Genomic DNA, 21,989 nt, shown 5'->3' on the forward strand with positions numbered 1-21,989 from the left:
CGGCATCCCGGTCAGGGGGTCAGCACCAGGACGGCAGCATCCCGGTCAGGGGGTCAGCACCAGGACGGCGGCCTCCCGGAGCGTCTGGTGGGCGGTGGCGGACAGGCACAGCAGCGGGCGGGCGCCGTCGAGGCCCAGCTCGCGAAGCCAGCGCGCCAGCGGATGCGCCGACCGCGGCCCGACCGCCAGCCGCACCCGGGGCACGGGGTGCAGGCGGCCCAGACCGCGGGTCCGTACACATGAGCGCAGCATCGTGTCCGCCGCCCCCCGCGCGTAGCCGACCAGATCGCGATCACTCACGGGCAGCCACGGACCGAGGAGCCCGCGCAGCGTGAGGAGCCGGTCGTCGACCGGACCGACGTCGATGCGCGCGGCCCTGGTGGTGAGCTCGAACTCCAGGGGCGCCAGATACGGCTCGCCGCCCCACAACCGCGGCGCCACGGCCCGGACGGCGTCGTCGTCGAGCACGGAGCCGGCCAGGAAGCTGCCCGAGCGCCGCCGGTCGGCACCGCGCAGCAGATCCGGCCAGACGCGGAGCGACCGCGACCGCCACGGGCCGGGCACCACGATCCCGAGATGGACCTCGCGGTAGCCGCCCACGCTGGTACGCCGGTTCGAGAAGGCGTGCACGGCCACGAGGGCCCGGCCCGCGACCCGCACGGCGGGCCCGAGCCCGGTCCCCTCCAGCAGGGCCGCCGCCACCGCCGGGTCCGCGGCGAAGTACGCCGTGAGGGCGCTGCCGTCCTGGCACCTGATCGGCAGCTCGACCGTCCCGTCCGGGCCGTCCACCGCGTAGGTGGGCACGGCGAGGAAGGGAAAACTTTCCGGGTCGGGCGGGCGGTCGGCCAGCAGGTACGCCTGCGAGCGCACGACCGGCCCCCGGTACGGCCCGAGCCGCCCGTCGATCCGGTGCCGCGCCTCGGGCAGGTCGTCGGCGATGTTGGCGATGTAGTGCTCGATGCTGTGGCAGAGCGGGAACAGGTGGGTGGAGTCGAAGTAGTCCACCACGTACCAGTCGGGATGCAGGTCGAAGCAGCTGCCCGCGCCCTGGCCGTCGAGGGTGGGGACGATGTCGTGCTGGTTGGTGACGCTGGCGACCCAGGTGCGCGGGTCGGCGGGGTGCTTGAAGTCGACGGGTGAGCCGACCGCGACGGCGTGGGTGACTTTGTAGCGGGCGCAGAAGTCCGCGTCCTGCGCCAGGTTCATGATGGCCGCGCCACCCGCGCTGTGCCCGATGAGCGCCAGCTCGGCGCCCTGGGGCAGGCCGTAGTCGTCGACGGCCTTGGCCAGCGAGCGGCTGTAGGGGCTGCTGTCCAGCACGGCGCTGCTGAAGGCACCGAGCAGGTCCTGGGGTGAGTCGCCGTCCGGCCGTCCCGCCCGCATGCCGGGCGCCTGGACGATGTGGCGTATCACCCCGTCGGGGCCCTCGACGCTCTGGATGAGCATCCGGCCGGTCGTACCGACCACGCTGATGTTGCGCAGGAAGCCGAGCAGCGACCCCTGCGAGCACAACCGCGCGGATTCGGCGGTCTGCAGGTCGACGCGGCGCGCGGCCCCCTCCCCCGTGTCGAGGGCCGCGACGGCCTTGTTGCTCATGCCGGTGATCGGGTCGGCGGTGGCGTAGCCCTTTCCCGTCGCGATCAGCCAGGCGGTGTCGTCGTTGAGCGGGTTCTCGTCGAGCAGCGCCCGCAGGGCGAGGACCTCGCCGAAGATCGGGGCGAGCCCGCTGAGCGCGCGTACCGCGCCACGGTCCTTGAGCAGGGCGCGGAGCGCGCGGATGGCCTCCAGGTCGCGGTCGGCGGCGGCCGCCTCGATGAGCCGGGCCAGCATGGGGTCGCCGGTCAGCTCGGGGTGGTCGACGGCGACGGCGGTGATCCGCAGGCGCAGCGAGGTGGCCAGCACGCGTACGGCCAGGCTCTCCGCGCCGACCATGCCGCCGAGCTTGGCCGCCAGGGTGCCCAGCCGGCCGCCGGTGACCGCGTACCCGAGGCCCTTGCGGTTGAGGATCGCGCGGAGCAGCGCGCGGTGGGCCAGATAGCCCGGCGAGGGGGCGTGCGGCAGGGCACGGAGCAGGGCGCCGTCGGTGAGCGCGGCCGTGGTGTGGGCCGCCGCCTCCCGGATCGTGACCCCGATGTCGACCAGCTCACGGGCCGCGTCCCGCAGCGGCCCGGCTGCCAGACCGCTCTCCGGCGCGGCCGGGTCGGGGTCCCCGCTCACCGGAGCCCCTTTCGTGCCATGCTGACGAAGCGGGGCCCCGGATCCTCCGGGATGTTGCGGTGCAGTACGTCCGACAGCGTCCGCGTGCTCGCGATGATCCGCATGCCGTGCGGGGAGAAGGTCGCGGCGTTGGACACGCGGGGGGCCAGCAGCGGGTTGGTCAGCGCCTGGGAGAAGGCGTCGATGGCGATGATCTTCGTGAGGAGCGGCGGCAGGATGGCGTCGGGCGCGCCGGGCTCCTCGGCGAACAGGCCGACGTACAGGTCGAGGTCGTCGACGCTGCGGTAGAGCTCCCGCAGCGCCCCGCTGACCCGCTCGTCGCCGGAGACGTGCTCGAATCCGCGCACCCGGGGGAAGCTGCAGTGCTCGCGGTAGCTGTTGTAGGAGGCCAGACCGAGGGTGCGCGAGTCGGTGATGCTGGCCACGTCGACCTCCCGGAGCAGGGGGTCGGTGTTGAACAGCCCGATGCGGCCGGCACGCTGGCGGGAGGCGTCCTCGAAGAGCCGGCCGAGGCCATGCTCGGTGATCAGCGCGCCGCCGAGCAGGGTCCGCTCCATCGGCAGCTCGCTCCCGCCGACCGAAAGCCGGGAGGGGATCAGGCTGTGCCAGCGGTAGACGAGGTTGAACTCCACCGAGGCCCAGTTCTCCCGGTGCCAGGGCACGCGGGCCAGCATCGTCGTCAGCCGCGAGTCCAGGGTGAAGCGGAAGTGGTAGGGCGTGATGTGGTTGATGTACTCCTCGACCACCAGCTTGATCAGCAGCACGATGAGGATGTTGCGCGCCGTCTGGAACAGGCGCTCGTCGTCCCAGCGCGGGCAGAGCTGGCCGAGCAGGCGGGCCACCCTGTTGTGCTCGCGCAGGAACAGCACCGTGAGCATGGTGAAGCCGACCTGGATGTTGCCCCGGTCGCTCCCGGTCGCGAACAGCGTGTCGCGCTGCGCGTCGGTGAGCTCCGCGAAGCGGATGACGCTCAGCGGGGCGAACTCCGGTTTGATCTTGCCGTTCTCGCACAGGTAGGGCGGGAACTCCCCGCCGTTGATGAACTGGCTCTTGAGCAGCCCGCCGTCGAACGTACGCAGCGCGGCCGTCGCCTCCTCGCGCAGGCCGTAGAGCTGGTTCAGGTCGATCTGGTGGTTGGAGCTGTTCTTGCGGGGGTCACGCGGGATGTGGGTGTCGCCGCGCAGGAAGCCGTCGGTGAACCACTGGGCGAAGTAGGCGAACAACACCGTGGAGCGTGGGCAGGCGATCATGTTCTCGCCCCGGGTGAACAGGTCGGCGGCCCGCTCGGGCGTGGGCCGGGCGCCCTCGGCCGCCGCGACGGGGGGCATGTGCCGGCCGCTGTAGGTGCGGTCGGTCAGCGAGGCCCATGAGGTGTAGTCGGCCATCGTGCTCAGCGGCTCCGGCCGTGGCGGCATCTCGCGGATCGCGTGGTCGATCAGCATGGCGTTGAGGCGGCGCCGTAGCGGCTGGATGGACTGGACGAGATCCCAGAACGGCCGGCCGTTGGTCAGGGCCAGGAACCTGAGCCGGTTGGCGACCCCGTCGGTGGCGATGGTCCGCGCCGTCGCGTCGCGGTGGGCCATCGTCAGCCTTCCTGGTCTTCGGGGCCGAGCCCGAGGACGAACCGGTCGGGGAAGATCCCGCCGGCGCGTTCGATCCGCCCTTCCGGTGGTGGGAGCAGGCGCACGCCGGGGCGCAGCAGCAGGCGGCGTACGGCTTCGCAGATCACGGCCTTTGCCGGATGCACGCCGAGGCAGGCGTGGTGGCCGTAACCGAAGAACTGGTGATGGTGGGCCGGCCGGTCGAGGCGGAACTCGTCGGGCTCGGCCACCACGTCGGCGTCGAACATGGCCGAGGCCGGCGCGGCGAGCACGAACGTGCCCGCGGGGATCACCGTGCGGCGCGGGGTGCCGGCGGCCAGCACGTAGTCGCGCTCGCACAGCCGGGGAAGCAGCTTGAAGAACGGATTGAACCGCAGCGCCTCCCATACATAAGGGTCGAAGCGCGCCGGGTCGAGGTCGCGGGCGGCCTCGACGGCCCGCGCCAGCACCTGCGGGCGCAGCAGCAGTTGCTCGACCGCCTCGACCATGGCGCCGGGCCCGCTCTCCACGAACCCCAGCGGCAGGCCGGCCATGTTGATCAGGATGCGCTCGTCGTCCAGGCCGATCCCGGCGGGCAGGGTGACGCCGGCGAGCCGGGTGAAGACGTTGTCGGGCAGCTCCTGTCTCGCCCGCAGCGCGGCCCGGTGGTCGGCGAGCCGGTCGCGCAGGTATGCGACCATCTCCGAGCCCGCGCGGGCCGACGCCGCCTGGATCTCCGGATCGCCCAGGAAGTTGGCGAAGCCGTCGGTGACGATGGCCCGCGTCCACCGCGACAGGGTCTGCGCGTCGGGGCCGGGGAAGCCGAAGTACTCCGCGGACACGCCCAGGGCGACGGTGCGGAACAGCCCGTGGACCGCTTCGATGCGGCCATCCGGCTGAGCGGCGACGAGCAGTTCGTCGGCGATGCTCCCGGCCAGCTCACGCACCCCGGCCACGTCGCGCGGGTCGAGCATGACCCGCATCAGCCCCTTGTCCCGCCAATTCATCGGGGTGGCGTCCCGGCCCAGCATGAACGGACCGCCCAGCGCGGCGTCGAGGCGCGGACCGAAGGCGCGGACCGAGAAGACCTCCTCGCGGGAGAGCACCTCGGTGACGTCGGCGAAGCGGGTCACGATCGTGAAGACGGGGGTGACGAAGATGGGGCGCCGCTCGCGGAGCTCGGCGAACAGGTCCCGCCAGTCGGTCCGCATCCACTCCCGGACCAGGCCGATCGCGGACATCGGAGCACGGGCCAGCGCCTCGTCGTATCTCTCCAGATGGCCGCCCGTGGTCGTCTGATCGACAGCACCCATGCCGTAGGCCCTTTCGTCCGACGCCGGAGCGCGCAAAGATCATTACGCTGTGTAGCCACAACCTAGGCAGCCGATACCCATTTCTTGATGACTACCGTATGGAGTGTTTTGATTCCCCTCAGTGACGGGTTCGTCACTTCCAGGTCATTGCCGTGCTCTGGGCACGCGGCCGTTGAATGAGGAGCCGCATCGTCTTCGCCGATCATGGGAGATAGCGTGAACTCCTCACCCGTCCCGCAGCCGGACTCGGGCACGGCGGAGACGGTGACGGCCACCACCGGCCGCCGGACCGTCTACCTGATCGTCCTCGTGGTGCTCCCCGTGCTGCTCCCTGCGCTCGCCGTGCCCGCCGCCTGGGGATGGGGCATCGGCCCGCGCGACGTGGTGATCGCGGTGGTGATGTACCTGATCAGCATCTTCGGGATCGCCATCGGCTACCACCGGCTCTTCACCCATCGGGCCTTCAGGTGTCATCGGCCGCTGCGCATCGCCCTCATGCTGGCCGGCGGCATGGCGGTCGAGGGCCCGGTCACCCTGTGGGCGGCCGAACACCGCCGGCACCACAAGTACGCCGACCGCGACGGCGACCCGCACTCGCCATGGCGTTACGGCGACGACGGCCTGGCCCTGCTGCGCGGCATGGCGCACGCCCACATCGGCTGGTTCTACACCGCCCGTCAGCGCTCCAGCCGCCGGCACTGGGTGCCGGACCTGCTGGCCGACCCGGACGTACGGCGCTTCGACGCCGCCTATCCGGTCGTCGCGGCGCTGTCGTTCGCGCTGCCCACCGCGGTGGGCGGGCTGTGGTCGATGTCGTGGGCGGGCGCCTGGACCGCCTTCTTCTGGGGCGGGCTGGTCCGCTACGCCGTGGTCCACCACGTCACGTGGTCGGTCAACTCCATCGCGCACACCTTCGGCGATCGCCCGTTCCGGACCAGGGACCGCTCGTCGAACGTACGGTGGGTGGCGCTGCTGACGCTCGGCGAGGGCTGGCACAACTGGCACCACATGGAGCCGGCCTGCGCCCGGCACGGGGTGCTGCAGGGCCAGCTCGATCCCAGCGCCCGGCTGATCCGCTGGTTCGAGCTGGCGGGCTGGGCCTACGGCGTGCACTGGCCCGACCCCGGCCGCCTGGACGCGCGCCGTGTCGACCAGCGCGATCCACACCTGTGACGACCCGAGTGACCGCTGCTGAACACCACCTGAACGTCATTCGAAAACGGCATCGCCGGGCGAAATTTGGGCAAGTCGGGTGTCATGGAGCGGGTTTCTCTGCTGGACTCCACCCCCGGCCTGCTGGTGGACGACAGCGACGACGACGATCCGGTGCTGCTGCGGCCGGACGGCAGCCGGGTCGACACCTGGCGCGAGCACTACCCCTACCCCGAGCGGATGCCGCGGGAGGACTACGACCACGACAAGCGGCTGCTGCAGATCGAGCTGCTGAAACTGCAGTACTGGGTCAAGGACACCGGCCAGCGCCTGGTGGTCCTGTTCGAGGGGCGTGACGCGGCGGGCAAAGGCGGCACGATCAAGCGGTTCATGGAGCACCTCAACCCACGCGGGGCCACCGTGGTCGCGCTGGAGAAGCCGTCCGAGCGCGAACGCACCCAGTGGTACCTCCAGCGCTACATCGCCCACCTGCCGTCCGCCGGGGAGATCGTGCTGTTCGACCGGTCCTGGTACAACCGGGCCGGGGTCGAACGGGTGATGGGGTTCTGCACCGAGGCCGAGTGCCGGGAGTTCATGGTGCAGGTGCCGCAGTTCGAGCGGGCCCTGGTACGCGACGGCATCCACCTGGTCAAGCTGTGGTTCTCGGTGACGCGGTCGGAGCAGCGTACCCGCTTCATCATCAGGCAGGTGGATCCGGTGCGGCAGTGGAAGCTGTCGCCGATGGATCTGGCCTCGCTGGATCGGTGGGACGACTACACCAGCGCCAAGGAGGAGATGTTCCTCAACACCGACATCCGCGAGGCGCCGTGGACGGTCATCAAGAGCAACGACAAGAAGCGGGGCCGCCTGGAGGCGATGCGCCACGTGCTGAACCTGTTCGACTACGACAACAAGGACCACGAGGTGGTCGGCGCCCCGGACCCGCTCATCGTCAGATCGGCCTCCGACATCTACGACGAGGACCACACCGCGGGAACGTAGGCGTCACCCCGCTCCGTGGAAGGTGACGTTCAGCTCGCCCTTGTCGACGTCGACCGTGATGGTCGAGCCTTCGGGGACGTCGCCGCTGAGCAGGGCGCGCCCGATCCGGGTCTCGACCTCGCGGGCGATGAAGCGGCGTAGCGGCCGGGCGCCGTAGACCGGGTCGTACCCCTGGTTGGCGATGAGCCGCCGCGCCTCGGCGGTGACCTCCAGGGTGAGACGCCGCTCGGCCAGCCGCTGCCGGATGTCATCGAACATCAGCTCGACGATCTGTTCGATCTCGGCCTCGGTCAGCGGCTTGAACAGCACGATGTCGTCGATCCTGTTGAGGAACTCCGGCCGGAAGTGCCGGCGCAGCTCCCCTATCACCCGCTCGCGCGCCTCGGGCTTGATCTCGCCGTCGGAGGTGACCCCGTCGAGCAGGTACTGCGAGCCGATGTTCGAGGTCATGATGACCACGGTGTTGCGGAAGTCGACCGTGCGGCCCTGCGCGTCGGTCAGCCGCCCGTCGTCGAGGACCTGGAGCAGCGTGTTGAACACGTCCGCGTGCGCCTTCTCGATCTCGTCGAACAGCACCACCGAGTACGGCTTGCGGCGCACCGCCTCCGTCAGCTGGCCGCCCTCCTCGTAGCCGATGTAGCCAGGAGGCGCGCCGACCAGGCGGCTGACCGTGTGGCGCTCCTGGTACTCGCTCATGTCGATGCGGATCATGTTGTCCTCGGTGTCGAACAGCGCGGCCGCGAGCGACTTGGCCAGCTCGGTCTTGCCGACTCCGGTCGGCCCGAGGAAGAGGAAGGATCCGATGGGGCGCCGGGGGTCCTTGATGCCGGATCGGGCGCGGATGACGGCGTCGGCGACGAGCCGCACCGCCTCCTCCTGGCCGATGACCCGCTCGTGCAGGATCTCGTCCAGCCTGAGCAGCTTGTCACGCTCGGCTTCCTGCAGCCGGCTCACGGGGATGCCGGTCCAGCGCGAGACGATGGAGGCGATCTCCTCCTCGGTCACGACCTCGCGCAGCAGGCGGTGCCCGCTCTGCCGGCTGCCCAGCCGTTCCTCCTCGGCACGGAGCCGGCGTTCCAGTTCGGGGAGCCTGCCGTGGCGGAGTTCGGCGGCGCGGTTGAGGTCGTAGTCGCGTTCGGCCTGCTCCGCCTCCCGGCGTACGGTCTCCAGTTCCTGCCGCAGGCCCTGCACCTTGCGCAGGGCCGAACGCTCGGCCTCCCACTGCGCCCGGGTGGCGCCGGCCTGGGCGCGCAGGTCGGCCAGCTCTTTGCGGAGATCGGCGAGGCGGGCCTGGCTCGCGGGATCCTCCTCCTTGGCCAGCGCGGCCTCCTCGATCTCCAGCCGCATCACCCGCCGGGTCAGCTCGTCGAGCTCGGCGGGCATGGAGTCGATCTCGGTACGGAGCATCGCGCACGCCTCGTCGACCAGGTCGATGGCCTTGTCCGGCAGGAACCGGTCGGCGATGTAGCGGTGGCTGAGCTTCACCGCGGCGACGAGCGCGCTGTCCTGGATCTTCACGCCGTGGAAGATCTCCAGCCGCTCGCGCAGCCCGCGCAGGATCGAGATGGCGTCCTCGACGGAGGGCTCTTCGACGAGGACGGGCTGGAAGCGCCGCTCCAGGGCCGCGTCCTTCTCGATGTGCTGGCGGTACTCCTCGATCGTGGTCGCGCCGATCATGTGCAGCTCGCCGCGCGCGAGCATCGGCTTGAGCATGTTGCCGGCGTCCATGGCGCCTTCGGCCGCCCCGGCGCCGACCACCGTGTGGAGCTCGTCGACGAACAGGATGATCCGGCCCTCCGCGCTCTTCACCTCGTTCAGCACCGCCTTGAGGCGTTCCTCGAACTCCCCTCGGTACTTGGCGCCGGCCACGAGCGAGCCCATGTCCAGGCTGAAGACGGTCTTGTCGCGCAGCCCCTCGGGGACGTCGCCGTGGGCGATCCGCTGGGCGAGGCCCTCGACGATGGCCGTCTTGCCGACCCCGGGGTCACCGATCAGGACGGGGTTGTTCTTGGTCTTGCGGGAGAGGATCTGGATCACGCGGCGGATCTCGGTGTCGCGGCCGACCACCGGGTCGAGTTTGTCCGCGCGGGCTTCGGCCACCAGGTCGCGCCCGTACTTCTCCAGCGCCTCGTAAGCCGCCTCGGGCATGGCCGAGGTGACCCGCTGGTTGCCTCGGACGGCGGTGAGTGCCTGGAGGAAGCGGTCCCGGGTCAGTCCCTGGCCGTGCAGCAGCCGTCCCGCCGGGGTCGCGCTGCCCTCCTCGATCAGGGCCAACAGCAGGTGCTCGACGGAGACGTACTCGTCCTTGAGTCGCTTCGCCTCCCGGTCGGCGGTGTCGAGCAGCCGGGACAGCCGCTGGGTGACGAAGACCTGGCCGGGTGTGGTGCCCGGCCCACTGACCTTGGGCCGATGGGACAGGTCCGCCTCCAGGTCGGCGCGCAGGCTCTTCGGGTCGGCCCCGGCCATCTCCATCAGCCGGGGCGCGAGCCCCTCCGGCTGTTCGAGCAGGGCCAGCAGGAGGTGCTCGGCGTCGACCTCGGTGTGCCCGTGACGCAGGGCCTTGGTCTGGGCGTCGTGCAGGGCCTCCTGCGATTTCTGGGTCATCCGGTTCGGGTCCACTCCACTCTCCTCAATGTCGTCTCCTCAATGTCGTCTCCTCAATGTCGTCTCCTCAATGTCGTCCCCTTAGTGTCGTGTGGACAGGCTCCGCAGGGTCGTCTCCAGTTCCTCGATCCGGTCGAGGAGGTCGATCACCAGGCCGATGGCGGCGTAGTTGAGCGACAGGCCCGTGTGCAGCCGCTGGATCCTGGCCGCCAAGGCCACCTGGGCGGGCGGGAAGCACAGCTCCCCCTTGGCGTCCCTGACCGGTTCGAGCAGGCCCAGCGCCACGAGCCGGCGGACGGCCTCCGGGTGCAGCCCGGTCGTGTGCGCGAAGGAGTTCAGGTCCAGCAGCACCGGCCGTACGAGTGCGTAGGTCATGAACTCCCCCTCGGGTCGAAGGCCGAGACGGCGGCGAGCTGCTCGAACAGGCGCCGCTCTTCATCGGTGAGCCGGGCCGGCACCATGATCCGCACTTCGGCGAAGAAGTCGCCAGGGCCGCCGCGCGGGCTGGGCATGCCCCGCCCGCGCAGCCTCAGGCGGCGGCCGGTCGAGGAGGCCGGCGGCACCTTGAGCTTCGCCTCGCCGCCCGGCGTGTCGATGGCGACCGTGGCGCCCAGCGCGGCCTCCCAAGGGGCGAGCGGCAGGACGGCGTGGATGTCGCGGCCCTCCACGCGGTAGCGGGGATGCTCGGCGATCCGCGCGATGAGGTAGAGGTCGCCGCGTTTCGCGCCCTCGCTTCCGTGCCCGCCTTGGCCAGCGAGCCTGATGCGCTGCCCGTTCGTGACCCCCGGGGGGATCGTGACGTCCAGCCGCCGGCCGCCGGGCAGCGTGATCGTACGACGCCCGCCCTGGTAGGCCTCCTCGACGGTGAGCGTCAGCTCCGCCTCCTGGTCGGCGCCGGGCACGGGCCCCCAGCCCCGCCTGCCGCGGCCGCCGAACATGCCGCCGAGCAGGTCCTCGAGGTCGATGCCCTCCTCGGTGCCGAACCCGAAGTCCTGGGTCCCCGGATGGACGCCCCGGCCCGCGCGTGCCCCGCCGCCGGACCTGGCCCGCGCCCACTGCGCGGGGTCCACGTCGGGCGGCACCTGGCGGAAATCATGCCCGAACGCGTCGTAGCGGCGGCGCGTGCCGGGGTCGGAGAGTACGGAGTACGCCTCCGAGATCTCCTTGAACCGGTCCTCCGCGCCGGGATCCTTGTTGACGTCGGGATGGTGGGCGCGGACGAGTTTGCGATAGGCCCGCTGGATCTCGTCCTGGTCGGCCTTCCTGTCGACGCCGAGCACTTCGTAGAAGTCCCGCCGGGCCGCCATCACTCCGCCTTCTTCGCGACGACCACGACCGCGGGCCGGAGCTGCCGCAGATCGTCGCCGTAGCCCGGACGGACCACCTGCACGACGGTGCCCGGCGCGACGTCGTCCCGTTCGACGGTGGCCACCGCCTCGTGGTGAACGGGATCGAACGGCACGCCGGTCTCGTCGTGGCGGGCGTAGCCCAGGCGGGACAGCACCGCGAGAGCCTGGTCCCGCACGGCCCGTACGCCTTCGACTATCGCGCGCGCGTCTCCTTCCTGACCGGCCGCGTGGCCCAGCGCGAGCTCCAGGTTGTCCAGGACGGGCAGCCACTCGGCCGCCACCCTGTCGCGCTCCTCGGCCCGCAGCCGTTCGGTGTCCCGGGCGATGCGTTTGCGCACGTTGTCCAGCTCGGCGACCGAACGCAGCCACCGGTCCTCCAGCTCCGCGAGCTTGGCGTCGGTCTCCTCGGGCGCGTCCGCCACCGCATCCGCGGGCGCGCCCGGCGCCTCGGCCTCGTCCGTCCTGTCTTCGCGGCCGTTCATGTCACTCCGAGTCGGACGTGGTGAACTCGGCGTCGATCACGTCCTCGTCACCACCGGCGGCGCCCTCCGTCCTTCCCTGTGGTGGCACGCCGGGCCGGCCCTCCTGCCGGCTGGTGGCCGCGAGCCCGTGGAAGACCTGCTGGAGTTCGCCGCCGAGCGACCGCAACCGATCGGTCGGCACCTCCTCCTTGATCGCCTGCCGAGCCTCCTGGACGAGCTGCTCCCCACGCGCCTTCTCGTGTACGGGGACGGCGTCGCCGAGCTCCTGGAGACGGCGTTCCACCTGGTAGGCGATCGAGTCCAGCTCGTTGCGCGCGTCGATCGTCTCCCGGATCCTGGCGTCCTCGCCGCGGTTGCGCTCGGCGTCGGCGACCATGCGCTCGATCTCCTGCTTGTCCAGGTTGGAGCTCTCGCTGATGGTGATCCGCTGCTCGGCGCCGGTGTCCTTGTCACGCGCGGTGACGTTGAGTATGCCGTTGGCGTCGATGTCGAAGGTGACCTCGATCTGCGGCTCTCCCCGCGGCGCGGGCCGGATGTTCTCCAGCCGGAAGCGCCCGAGCACCCGGTTGTCGGCCGCCCGCTCGCGCTCCCCCTGCAGGATCACGATGTCGACGGCGCCCTGGTTGTCGTCGGCCGTGCTGAACGTCTCGGTCCTGCGGGCCGGGATCGTCGTGTTGCGCTCGATGACCTTCGTCATGACGCCGCCGAGCGTCTCGACGCCCAGCGAGAGAGGCGTGACGTCGAGCAGCACGACGTCCTCGACCTCACCCTTGAGGATGCCCGCCTGGATCGCCGCGCCGATGGCCACGACCTCGTCCGGGTTCACCGTCATGTTGGGGTCCTTGCCGCCGGTGAGCCTGCGCACCAGGTTCTGCACGGCGGGGATCCGGGTCGACCCGCCGACGAGGATCACCTCGTCGATGTCGGCGGGCCTGAGCTTGGCGTCCTCCATCGCCTGCTCGACCGGGTGAACGCAACGCTCCACCAGGTCGGCGGTGATCTGGTCGAACGTGGAGCGCATGAGCGTGGTGTTGAGGTGCTTGGGCCCCGAGGCGTCCGCCGTGATGAACGGCAGGCTGATCGTGGTCTGGGTCACCGAGGAGAGCTCCACCTTGGCCTTCTCCGCCGCTTCGAAGAGCCGCTGCAGGGCCTGCGGATCCTTGCGCAGGTCGATGCCCTGCTCCTTCTGGAACTCGTCGGCCAGGTAGTCGACGATGCGCCGGTCGAAGTCGTCGCCGCCCAGGTGTCCGTCGCCGGAGGTCGAACGTACCTCGACGACCCCGTCACCGATGTCCAGGACGCTGACGTCGAAGGTGCCGCCGCCCAGGTCGAAGACCAGCACGGTCTCGTTGGCCTTCTTGTCCAGCCCGTAGGCCAGCGCGGCGGCGGTCGGCTCGTTGATGATCCGCAGGACCTCCAGCCCCGCGATGCGCCCCGCGTCCTTGGTCGCCTGGCGCTGGGCGTCGTTGAAGTAGGCCGGGACGGTGATGACGGCCTCGGTCACCTTCTCGCCGAGGTACTTCGCCGCGTCGGCGGCGAGCTTTCTCAGCACGAGGGCCGAGACCTCCTCCGGAGCGTACTGTTTGTCGCCGACCTGGAAGCGTACGGCTCCGTCGGGCCCCTCCACCACGTCGAAGGAGACCGCGTGGAGCTCGCTCTCGACCTCGTTGTAGCGGCGGCCGATGAAGCGCTTGGCGGAGTAGATCGTCCCTTTCGGGTTGAGGATGGCCTGCCGGCGGGCCAGCAGGCCCACCAGTCGCTCGCCCTGGTCGGTGAACGCGACCACCGACGGCGTCGTCCGGGAGCCCTCCGCGTTGGGAATCACCGTGGGAACGCCGTCCTCCGTGGCGGCGATCACCGAGTTGGTCGTACCGAGATCGATGCCGACTGCTTTCGCCATGGCGAGCTCCCCCTAGCCCGTTGATTTTCCGATCTGTCCGAGAAGTTCCTGGGCTCTGGGCACAAGTTCGGACTCGACGAGGACCTCGTACTTGTCGGCGACCAGACCGCTCTCCGAGACGAAGTCCCGCCGTCCGCCGTGTACCGAGTGCGAGATCAAGCCGTAGATCGCACCGGCGATCGCTCCCCAGATCAGCCCCCACAGCACCACGGCGATGGTCATCCTGGGCGAGAAGATCCCCAGGAACAGGCCGATGAGCACGCCGAACCAGGCGCCGGACGCGGCGCCCAGCCCGATCGCGCGCAGGTAGGTCATGCGCGAGACCACTTGCTCCACGGAGCGCAGACCCACGCCGACGATCAGGGTTCCCTGTACGTGGAATCCATGGTCGGACAGGAAGTCGACGGCCTTCTCGGCCTCTTGATATGTCGGGTAACTGGCGACCGGCACCCGGTTCGCCGTGATGGGACCATGTGGTGCTAGAGACACGGCTCCTCCTTGTTCAGGCGCGATACCTCTGCGTACGCTTCCGAGGCTCCACCGCGTGTCCGCGCGCCACATCCCCCAGACGTGTAGTCATCAGGTTTCCGCCCCTCCCTGCGTCATCACGAGACGGGCGAGCTCGACGCGGGAGTTGATCTGCAGCTTGCGGTAGACGTGCCGCAGATGGAAGGCCACCGTGTGCACGCTGATGAAGCTCTGCTCGGCGATCTGCCGGTTCGTCCATCCGTCGGCGACGAGCAGCGAGATGTTGCGCTCGGTCTCGGTGAGGCTCTCCCAACCGGTGACCGGCCGTTGGGCGTAGCTCCAGTGGCGGTGGCGTACGCCCATGCCGCGCAGCCTCCGGCGCACGCGCGCCGAGTCCCTGGCGGATCCGAGGTCCTGGTAGATCGCGAGCGCGCGATCCAGGTGGCCGGCCGCGTCGTCGTGCCGACCGGCCGCGACGAGCAGCACGCCGAGATCCTCCGCGGCCGAGGCCCGAGCCCATGCGTCGTCCGTCTGCTCGGCGGCCCGGGCGAGGGAGTCGCCGTCACCGTCGAGCAGGCCCCGGGCGTGCGCGGCCGAGGCGACCAGCAGGGCGAACTCCGGATTGGCCCGGCTGAGCGCCTCCGCGGTGGCCACGACGGCCTCGGCCGCCGGGCGGTCGTCCGTGGCCAGCGCGATACGGACCATCCACGCGCCCGCCGAGGGCTCCATGGTGAGCATCGAACGCTGCCGCGCGCGTGGGCCGGGAAGTCCCGCGAGCAGCGTCATCGCGCTCAGCGGGCCGTCGCGGACCTCCGCGACCTGCGCGGTCAGCAGGGCGTGCCGTGTCTGCCCGTCAAGTGGGCCACCGGCCCCCTCCATGACGTACCGGGTCGCCGCCCGCAGGTCGCCGCGCCGCAGCGCGACGGTGGCCAGGACGGCGTTGGCCCCCATGACGGACAGCGGTGTGCCCAGGGCGGTGGCCAGGTCAAGGGCTCGCTCCGCCTCGGTGACGGCGTTGTCGAACCGGCCCGCGGCGAGCTCGGCCCGGGCCTCCAGCGCGGAGACGTCCGCGAGCCAGGCCAGATGGCCGTGGGCGGACATGTCCGCCCGAGCCTCCCGGAGGATCGCCAGCGCCTCGTCGAGGCGGTGAATGTCCATGAGCAGCGCGGCGGAGACGAGCAGCGCGTCGTAGCGATGCACTCCTGACTCGTCCGTGCCGGCCAGCCGGCGAGCGTCCTCGGCGAACGCCAGCGCGGTGGACAGCCGCCCCTCGTCCCACTCGGTCACCGCGAGCGCGACCAGGGCCGCGACCGTGGCCCCCGGACCGTGCCGGGCGGCCCCTTCCATGACCTCGTGCGCGTACGCCCGCACCGAGTTCCCGGCATCCGGCCGGTGTGCCAGGGCGTACAGCCGTACCAGGATCGCCCGATCGCGTACCTGGCCGGGCAGGTCCGGTACGGCCAGCACCGTCTCGGCCTCCCGGAGGGCCTCCTCGATCCGGCCGGTCAGATACAGGATGTCGGAGAGAACGCCACGCAGTTCCACCACGCCGTTCACCGACTCGCTGTCGGCGAGGCTCTCCTTGACCAGTTGCTCGGCCTCCTGCAGCCGGCCCTCGGCGATCGCCGCGTCCAGGAGGGCCACGACGTGGCCGAGGCCGGCGCCGGCCGGTGGCCGGGCCGGTTGGGTCCGCGTGCGGACGCCGAACTGGTCCAGTAGCGCGTGCCGTACCGGCCGCGGGATCCGCGTGGCGATCACGAGCCTGACCAGCTCGTGGCGGAAGGTGAGGCCGTGCGCGTCGGCGGTCAGGATGCCCGCCGCCATGGACTCCTCGACCAGGGGAAGCAACGCGGCAGGGGTGATGCCCAGCAGGGACGCGGCCTGTTCCGGCGAGAACGAGCGGCCGAGAACGGCGACGGTCTCCACCAGGTTCCTGGCGCCGGTGCTGAGGGTGTCGGTCCAGCGCCGCACGACCATCCGCAGCCGGTGGGGAACATGCGCGTGCGGCAGGCCGGCACCGTCGATCAACGCTCCCAGCAGCCCTTCGTCCCGGAGTCCCGCGAGCAGTTCGTTGATCAGCAGCGGATTGCCGCCGGCGGCGCCCACCACCCAGGCCAGCGTCCCCGGGTCGGGCGGCACCCCGAGCGCCTCCGTCATCAGCCCGGCGGCCGCCTGCGGGGAGAGCGGCTCGAGTTCGACCCGGGCGGCGCCTTCCCGCTCCAGGAGGTCGAACAGGAAAGCGGCCCGGCCGTGCTCCAGGACGGTCGAGCGGCTGAGCAGCCAGCCGATGGGCCGGGGTGCGAGCACGTGGTGGAGGGCGCGCAGCACCATGAGCGTCATCGGATCGGCCCCGTGCAGATCGTCGAGCACGGCCAGCGTCGGCCGGGTGGCCCGTTCCTCGAAGCCCGCCCTCAGCCGTTCGAGGGTCCGGGTGCGCGAGGCGCCGGCATCATCGCCGGCCGCCGGCTCGAAGCGCAGATCGAGCGCCTGGAACAGCATGCCGCACGGGATCAGCTCGCCCATGTCCTCCGGGCTGCCGCGGACCACGGTGAGGTGGCGTCCGGCCGCGGCGGCGGCGGCTTCGGCGAGCAGGCGCGTCCGCCCGGCTCCGGGCTCGCCGTCCACCAGCAGGGTCCCGCCCGCGCCTCCTTCGACCGTGCACAGCAGGCTGTCGACGTGACGCCATTCCCGTTCGCGCTCCCACATCTCATATCCCCTGAATGCATGGCTTTCCGGGCAGAGACCCATGAACCTCATGCCGGGGGAGATCTTTCGGACCGCAGTCCGAGGAGTGCGGTCTGGGGGGTGCGGCGCGTTCGCTATCGCCGGGCGGTGCGGAGGGGTGGACGGTCGGCGCGGAAGGCTGCGAGCCCGGCCGGGCGGCGGCCGGTGACGACGTAGTCGGCCATCGCCCGGCCGCTCGCCGGGGCGAGGGTGATGCCGAGCATCCCGTGCCCGGTGGCCGCGTAGGCGTTGGGAGTGCCGGGAACCCGGTCGAGCACGGGCAGCCCGTCGGGGAGCATGGGCCGCCCGCCCACCCAGGGGTCGCGGATGAGCGCCATCAGGTCGTCGGGGGTGTCGTACCACGGGCCGAGGTAGTCGCGGCTGGCACGGGCGATGGCCACCACGCGCCGCCAGTCGAGGCGCCGGTTGTTGCCGCTGAGCTCCATCGTCCCGGCGATGCGGGTGCTCCCCGCGATGGGCGAGACCGCGACGTGCTTGTCCCCGAGGTACATGGGGTGCTCGGGGGCGGGGTCGAGGTCGACCGAGAAGCTGTAGCCCTTGCCCGCCTGCAGCGGCATCCGCATGCCCAGGCCGCGCAGCAGATCCGCCGACCAGGACCCGGCGGCCACCACCACGGCGGAGCAGTCGAGATCGCCCTCGGGCAGGCGCAGCGCGGCCACCTGACCGCCGCGCACGCGGAACCCCCGCACGGCCGTGTGCTCGGTGATGCGCACCCCGGCCTTGCGCAGGTGGCCGGCGAGCGACTCGACGAAGGCCGTCGGGTCGAGCACGCCCTCCCCGCGCACGCGGTAGCCCGCCGTGACCTTGCCGCCGAGCGCGGGATCGAGGTCCAGCAGGTCCCTGCCGGTGAGGATGTCGGCGGGCACGTCGTACCCGGCCCACGTCATGGCGCGCTGGGTGCGGTGGAAGCGCGTGGCCTCCTCCATCGAGGTGAACGCGTGTACCAGGCCGGGCCGGGTCAGGGTCGTGTCGACCCCGGCCGCCGCCAGCTCGCCGTAGCGGTCGAAGGCGGGCTCGGCGAAGCGGGCGACGGCAGCGTACCCCCGCTCGAACGCCTGTCTGGTGCTGCTGCGCCGGAACATCAGCAGCCAGCGGGCGAACGCCAGCGTCGCCTGTGGCCGTACGTACAACGGAGAGTCAGGTCGGCCGAGCGAGCTGACGGCGTACCGGACGACGCCGGGCGCGGGCACCGGCGCGGAGTGGCTCAGGCAGACCCAGCCCGCGTTGCCGCGCGAGGAGCCGCCACCGACGGGACCCCGGTCGACGACGTGCGCCTCCATGCCCTGCCGGCGCAGGTAGAAGGCGGTGCAGAGGCCGACCGCGCCGCCGCCGATCACGACCACGGGCGGCGCGCTCACCGTGCCGGCCCGTAGGACGTGAGGAAGGCTCTCGTCCGTGCCTCCCGAGGGTCGTCGAGCACCTTCTGCGGCGGCCCCTCCTCCACGATGCGGCCCCGGTCGAGGAAGGCCACCCAGTCGGAGATCTCCCTGGCGAAGGGCACCTCGTGCGTGACGATCAGCATGGTCATGCCGTCGTCGGCGAGGGTGCGCATGACGCGCAGCACCTCGCCGGTCGACTCGGGGTCGAGGGCCGAGGTGGGCTCGTCGAACAGCAGCACCGCGGGCTTGAGCGCGAGCGCCCTGGCGATGGCGACCCGCTGCTGCTCGCCGCCGGACATCTGCCCGGGGAAGGCCAGCGCGCGGTGCGCCAGTCCCACCCTGCGCAGCAGGTGTACGGCCGTCGCCACCGCCTCGTCCTCGCCGATGCCGGCCGCCTTCATCTGCGCGAGCACCACGTTCTCCACGGCCGTCAGGTGCGGGAAGAGATGGAAGCGCTGGAAGACCATGCCGACGCGCTGGCGCAGCCTCGCCAGGTCGCCGGCCGCCGGGTGGATCCGCTCGCCGGCCAGCTCGATGATGCCCGCGTCCGGTCGTTCCAGCAGGTTGACGCAGCGCAGCAGCGTGCTCTTGCCGCCGCCGCTCTGGCCCAGGATGCTCACGATGTCGCCCGGCCGCACCTCCAGGCCGACGTCGTCGAGCACCCGGCGGCCGTCGAAGGACTTGATCAGCCCGTCGATTCTCACGAGCGGTGTCATGAACCCTCTCCCAGCAGTGCGCGGGCCTTGCGCAGGCGGCGCCGCCTGCCCATGAGCAGCGGCGAGCCCGCCCTGACCCGCCGTTCCAGCCAGAGCAGCGCCTGCGACAGCGGATAGCAGAGCGCGAAGTAGATCGCCGCGATGACGAGGTAGACCTCCAGCGCCCTGAACGTGTCCGACGTGATGAGCTGCGCCTGGGTCATGAGCTCGGCCGCCGAGATCGTCACCAGCAGCGAGGTGGACTTCAGCAGGTCCACCAGCATGGTGTTGGTGCCGGGCAGGGCGAGCCTGAGCGCCTGCGGGAAGATCACGTGGGTGAACGTGCCGAGCGGGCTCATGCCCAGAGCCTGGGCGCTCTCCCGCTGGCCGCCGTCCACCCCGGCGAGCGCGGACCGGAAGATCTCCGACAGGTAGGCGGCGTAGAAGACCACCAGGCTGAGCGCGCCCGCCTCGATCGCGCCCAACCGCACGCCGATCGAGGTCAGCCCGAAGTAGGTGACGAAGATGATCGCCAGCAACGGGATGTTCTTGAACACCTCGGTGTAGATCGAGGCGGGCAACCGCACCAGGCGCGACCCGCTCAGCCGCATGAGCGCGAGGAGCAGCCCGAGCACGACCGCTCCCGCGAAGCCCAGCGCCGCGTACTCCACGGTGCGCAACAGCCCTTGCAGGAGCGCGTCGGTGTAGTCGGACCAGGGAACCTTGAACACGTCGCGCCTCCGTCTTACAGGCTGGGGGGCTGCCAGCCGGCCGGGCGGTCGACACCGCGCCGCTGCTGGGCCATCCAGGGTGAGGGCTTGAGGAACTGCTGGGCGTCGCCGCCGTACTTCTTGATCAGCGCGGCCATCTCGCCGTTGGCGTACATGCCTCTGATCGCCTGGGAGACGGCCTGCTCCAGCTTGGGCTCCTCCTTGGGGATGTAGAAGCTGGTCATGTACGGCCGCAGGTACTCGTACGCCGCCTGCTTCTTGACCTCGTCGTCGGTCGGCGCGGTGAGGTAGCGGGTGCTGAACCGCATGTCAGGGCGCTTCTGCTGGGTGTAGATGATCAGCAGCGGATCGAGGAAGCCCACCTGGATACGGCCGGCGGACAGGTCGTTGAAGACGCCCTGCGCGTCGGGGTAGGCGTGCAGCTTGGCTCCGGGGATGGCCTGGATCGACTTCACCCAGACGTAGCCGGTCACGGTGCCGAGCGGGAGTCCTTCGAGGTTGGCGACCGTGGTGTACTGCTTGTCGCCGTGCACCGCCATCGCCGGCGGCGAGTAGTAGGGCGGGTCGGTGAACAGGCCCTGCGCCTGCCGCTCCTTCGACCAGGCGATGCCGCCGATGGAGATGTCGACCCGGCGGGCCTGCACGTTGCCGAGCATCCCGCTGAAGTCGGTGACCTGGGGTTCGATCTTCAGGTTCAGCTTCTTCGCGACAGCCTGGAGGATCTCGCTGTCGATGCCGACGAGGTCCTGGCCGCGGACCGCGGTGTAGGGCATGTACGGCTGGACGGCGACCTTGAGCACGCCCGGTTCGATGGTGTTGTAGGAGTTCTCGATGGGTTTGTCAGATCCACACCCTGCCAGGGCGGTAATCATGATCAATGCGACTATAACGCCGCTTTTCCGCCTCATGGCGACCTCTTTCCGATATATCCCCCAGAACTCGTATTGCGCCCACCGTAGACGAGCTTCACTCGCACGTCATTGGACGATAAATTCATAGTTAGCGGCCTATTTCGGCGCGTTGTCGTACGATCCGCACGATAGAGGTGGATGTATGTCCCAGCCCTGGCCACCGGTCCTTACGCCCACGCTCGCCCAGGGGATCGCCGGTGACACCAGCGACATCATCGGCTTCAACGTGCTGATCACCGATCCGGACGGCGTGGTCATCGGCAGCGGCGACACCCGCCGCATCGGCTCGTTCCATGAGGCGTCGGTGGAGGTCATGCGCACCCTGAAGTCCGCGGCGCACTCTGCGGAACAGGCCCGCCGGCTGCAGGGGGTACGGCCCGGCATCACGCTGCCGATCATCATCGACGGCCGGGCGCTGGGCACGGTCGGCATCACCGGCTCCCCCGCCCGGGTCCAGCGATTCGGGCTGGTGGTCAAGCGGCAGACGGAGATCATGCTGCAGGAGTCGATGCGGCTGCGCTCCCGGCTGGTGCTGGAGCGGACGGTGGAGGACCTGCTCCGCGACATCGCGCAGTTCGACCCCGATGTGATCAATCCCGAAGATCTCGTCGCGCGGGCCGGCGAGCTCGGCTACAACCTGCGGGCGGAGCGGACCGCGGTGATCATCGACGTCGGTGAGGGCGCGCCGAGCCCCGACGGATCGGGCACCCGGTCGATGCTGCTCCGGGCCATCCGCGAGACGTTCTCCGGCTCCCAGGACCTCGTCGCCGCGATGACCTCCAGCCGGTTCGCCGCGCTCCCCCGCCGGCCCGCCGGCACCGATCTGCGATCGCTCTGCCTGCCGCTCGCCGACCACATCCGCCAGCGGATCGGGCTCCGGGTCGCGATCGGCCTCGGCGTCGCGGCCGACTCGGTCCCCGGGCTGCACGACTCCTACCAGGACGCGGCCACCGCGCTGCGCCTCGGGCCGCGCGTCCAGGCCGACGCGCAGGTCCACTCCATCGGCGACCTGCGGGTCCACCAGTTGCTGGCCGCCGTGCCACGCAGGGCACGCTCGCGCTTCGCCGGGTTCTCCATCGCCGGGCTGCGAGCCCGTCCCGACTGGCCGGTGCTGCGCCAGACCGTCATCGCGTACTGCGAGAGCGGCTGCAACCTCGTCCGGGCCGCGGCCGCGCTGAACATCCACCGCAACACGCTGCTCTACCGCCTGGACAAGATCTCCCAGCTGTCCGGCCGGCCGGCCGACGATCACCAGGCCCGCCTGGCTCTGTACCTGGCCTGCGTGGCCGACCAGATAGAGCCCTGAGCGAGGGATCGGTCCGTGCCTGGACGGTATGCCCCCACTCGTGAGCGATGACCAGATACACCCACGCGTCGCCGGAGCGATAACCGCTCTTCAGGAGGGCGGGAGCTTGCCGGAGCGGGAGTAGCCGCCGACGATCTTGCGCCGGGAATATCTGC

At 70.9% G+C, this 21,989-nt stretch carries 17 protein-coding genes; 3 read left to right on the top strand and 14 right to left on the bottom strand.

Annotation, left to right across the window (positions count from 1 at the left end; translation table 11 throughout):
• Window positions 1-45: 45 nt before the first annotated feature.
• Genes AB0B91_RS20410 through AB0B91_RS20420 form a run of 3 tightly spaced genes read right to left on the bottom strand, consistent with a single transcriptional unit; the run spans window position 46 to window position 5,110 of the window.
• Window positions 46-2,217: a hypothetical protein gene (locus tag AB0B91_RS20410; RefSeq protein WP_358321540.1), complete on the bottom strand. Its 2,172-nt coding sequence runs from the start codon at window positions 2,215-2,217 to the stop codon at window positions 46-48.
• On the bottom strand, window positions 2,214-3,800 hold the full coding sequence (locus AB0B91_RS20415) for a peroxidase family protein (RefSeq protein WP_358321543.1): 1,587 nt from the start codon (window positions 3,798-3,800) through the stop codon (window positions 2,214-2,216). Before AB0B91_RS20415 ends, AB0B91_RS20410 begins: the two co-directional genes overlap by 4 nt.
• Before the next feature lie 2 nt (window positions 3,801-3,802).
• Window positions 3,803-5,110, bottom strand: coding sequence for a cytochrome P450 (locus AB0B91_RS20420; protein ID WP_358321546.1), 1,308 nt, complete (start codon window positions 5,108-5,110; stop codon window positions 3,803-3,805).
• Between the two features lie 216 nt (window positions 5,111-5,326).
• On the opposite strand from AB0B91_RS20420, the gene AB0B91_RS20425 reads away from it, so the two are divergent.
• Both AB0B91_RS20425 and ppk2 read left to right on the top strand, forming a co-directional pair.
• Entirely contained in the window at window positions 5,327-6,283 is a 957-nt protein-coding gene (locus tag AB0B91_RS20425; protein WP_358321549.1) for an acyl-CoA desaturase, read from the top strand.
• Between the two features lie 84 nt (window positions 6,284-6,367).
• Entirely contained in the window at window positions 6,368-7,264 is an 897-nt protein-coding gene (ppk2, locus tag AB0B91_RS20430) for a polyphosphate kinase 2 (protein ID WP_358321552.1), read from the top strand.
• Between the two features lie 3 nt (window positions 7,265-7,267).
• Here the strand turns inward: ppk2 and clpB are convergent, their stop codons facing one another.
• The 11 genes from clpB to AB0B91_RS20485 all read right to left on the bottom strand — a co-directional run bounded on the left by clpB (window position 7,268) and on the right by AB0B91_RS20485 (window position 20,489).
• Complete coding sequence (gene clpB, locus AB0B91_RS20435) at window positions 7,268-9,883, bottom strand: ATP-dependent chaperone ClpB (protein ID WP_358321555.1); 2,616 nt, start codon at window positions 9,881-9,883, stop codon at window positions 7,268-7,270.
• Between the two features lie 66 nt (window positions 9,884-9,949).
• Window positions 9,950-10,243, bottom strand: coding sequence for a chaperone modulator CbpM (locus tag AB0B91_RS20440; protein WP_358321557.1), 294 nt, complete (start codon window positions 10,241-10,243; stop codon window positions 9,950-9,952).
• Window positions 10,240-11,175, bottom strand: coding sequence for a DnaJ C-terminal domain-containing protein (locus AB0B91_RS20445; protein ID WP_358321560.1), 936 nt, complete (start codon window positions 11,173-11,175; stop codon window positions 10,240-10,242). Before AB0B91_RS20445 ends, AB0B91_RS20440 begins: the two co-directional genes overlap by 4 nt.
• Window positions 11,175-11,699: a nucleotide exchange factor GrpE gene (locus AB0B91_RS20450; protein WP_358321563.1), complete on the bottom strand. Its 525-nt coding sequence runs from the start codon at window positions 11,697-11,699 to the stop codon at window positions 11,175-11,177. The genes AB0B91_RS20445 and AB0B91_RS20450 overlap by 1 nt, the downstream gene beginning before the upstream one ends.
• 1 nt (window position 11,700) lies before the next feature.
• Window positions 11,701-13,599 (bottom strand): molecular chaperone DnaK, encoded by a 1,899-nt coding sequence (gene dnaK, locus AB0B91_RS20455; protein WP_358321566.1) that lies wholly within the window; start codon window positions 13,597-13,599, stop codon window positions 11,701-11,703.
• A 12-nt stretch (window positions 13,600-13,611) separates the two neighbouring features.
• The gene (locus tag AB0B91_RS20460) at window positions 13,612-14,088 is read right to left on the bottom strand and encodes a general stress protein (protein WP_358321569.1); all 477 of its coding nucleotides are present in this window, start codon (window positions 14,086-14,088) and stop codon (window positions 13,612-13,614) included.
• Window positions 14,089-14,178: 90 nt separating this feature from the next.
• Window positions 14,179-16,773 (bottom strand): AAA family ATPase, encoded by a 2,595-nt coding sequence (locus AB0B91_RS20465; protein WP_358321571.1) that lies wholly within the window; start codon window positions 16,771-16,773, stop codon window positions 14,179-14,181.
• Between the two features lie 113 nt (window positions 16,774-16,886).
• Entirely contained in the window at window positions 16,887-18,170 is a 1,284-nt protein-coding gene (locus AB0B91_RS20470; protein WP_358321574.1) for an FAD-dependent oxidoreductase, read from the bottom strand.
• Window positions 18,167-18,907: an amino acid ABC transporter ATP-binding protein gene (locus AB0B91_RS20475; protein ID WP_358321577.1), complete on the bottom strand. Its 741-nt coding sequence runs from the start codon at window positions 18,905-18,907 to the stop codon at window positions 18,167-18,169. Before AB0B91_RS20475 ends, AB0B91_RS20470 begins: the two co-directional genes overlap by 4 nt.
• Complete coding sequence (locus AB0B91_RS20480) at window positions 18,904-19,617, bottom strand: amino acid ABC transporter permease (protein ID WP_358321580.1); 714 nt, start codon at window positions 19,615-19,617, stop codon at window positions 18,904-18,906. Before AB0B91_RS20480 ends, AB0B91_RS20475 begins: the two co-directional genes overlap by 4 nt.
• 14 nt (window positions 19,618-19,631) lie before the next feature.
• On the bottom strand, window positions 19,632-20,489 hold the full coding sequence (locus tag AB0B91_RS20485) for a transporter substrate-binding domain-containing protein (RefSeq protein WP_358321583.1): 858 nt from the start codon (window positions 20,487-20,489) through the stop codon (window positions 19,632-19,634).
• 181 nt (window positions 20,490-20,670) lie between these two features.
• Between AB0B91_RS20485 and AB0B91_RS20490 the strand changes: the two genes are divergently transcribed.
• Complete coding sequence (locus tag AB0B91_RS20490; protein ID WP_358321586.1) at window positions 20,671-21,834, top strand: sugar diacid recognition domain-containing protein; 1,164 nt, start codon at window positions 20,671-20,673, stop codon at window positions 21,832-21,834.
• Window positions 21,835-21,989: the final 155 nt, after the last annotated feature.

The sequence above is a fragment of the Nonomuraea sp. NPDC049141 genome (assembly GCF_040648415.1).
Lineage (GTDB): Bacteria > Actinomycetota > Actinomycetes > Streptosporangiales > Streptosporangiaceae > Nonomuraea.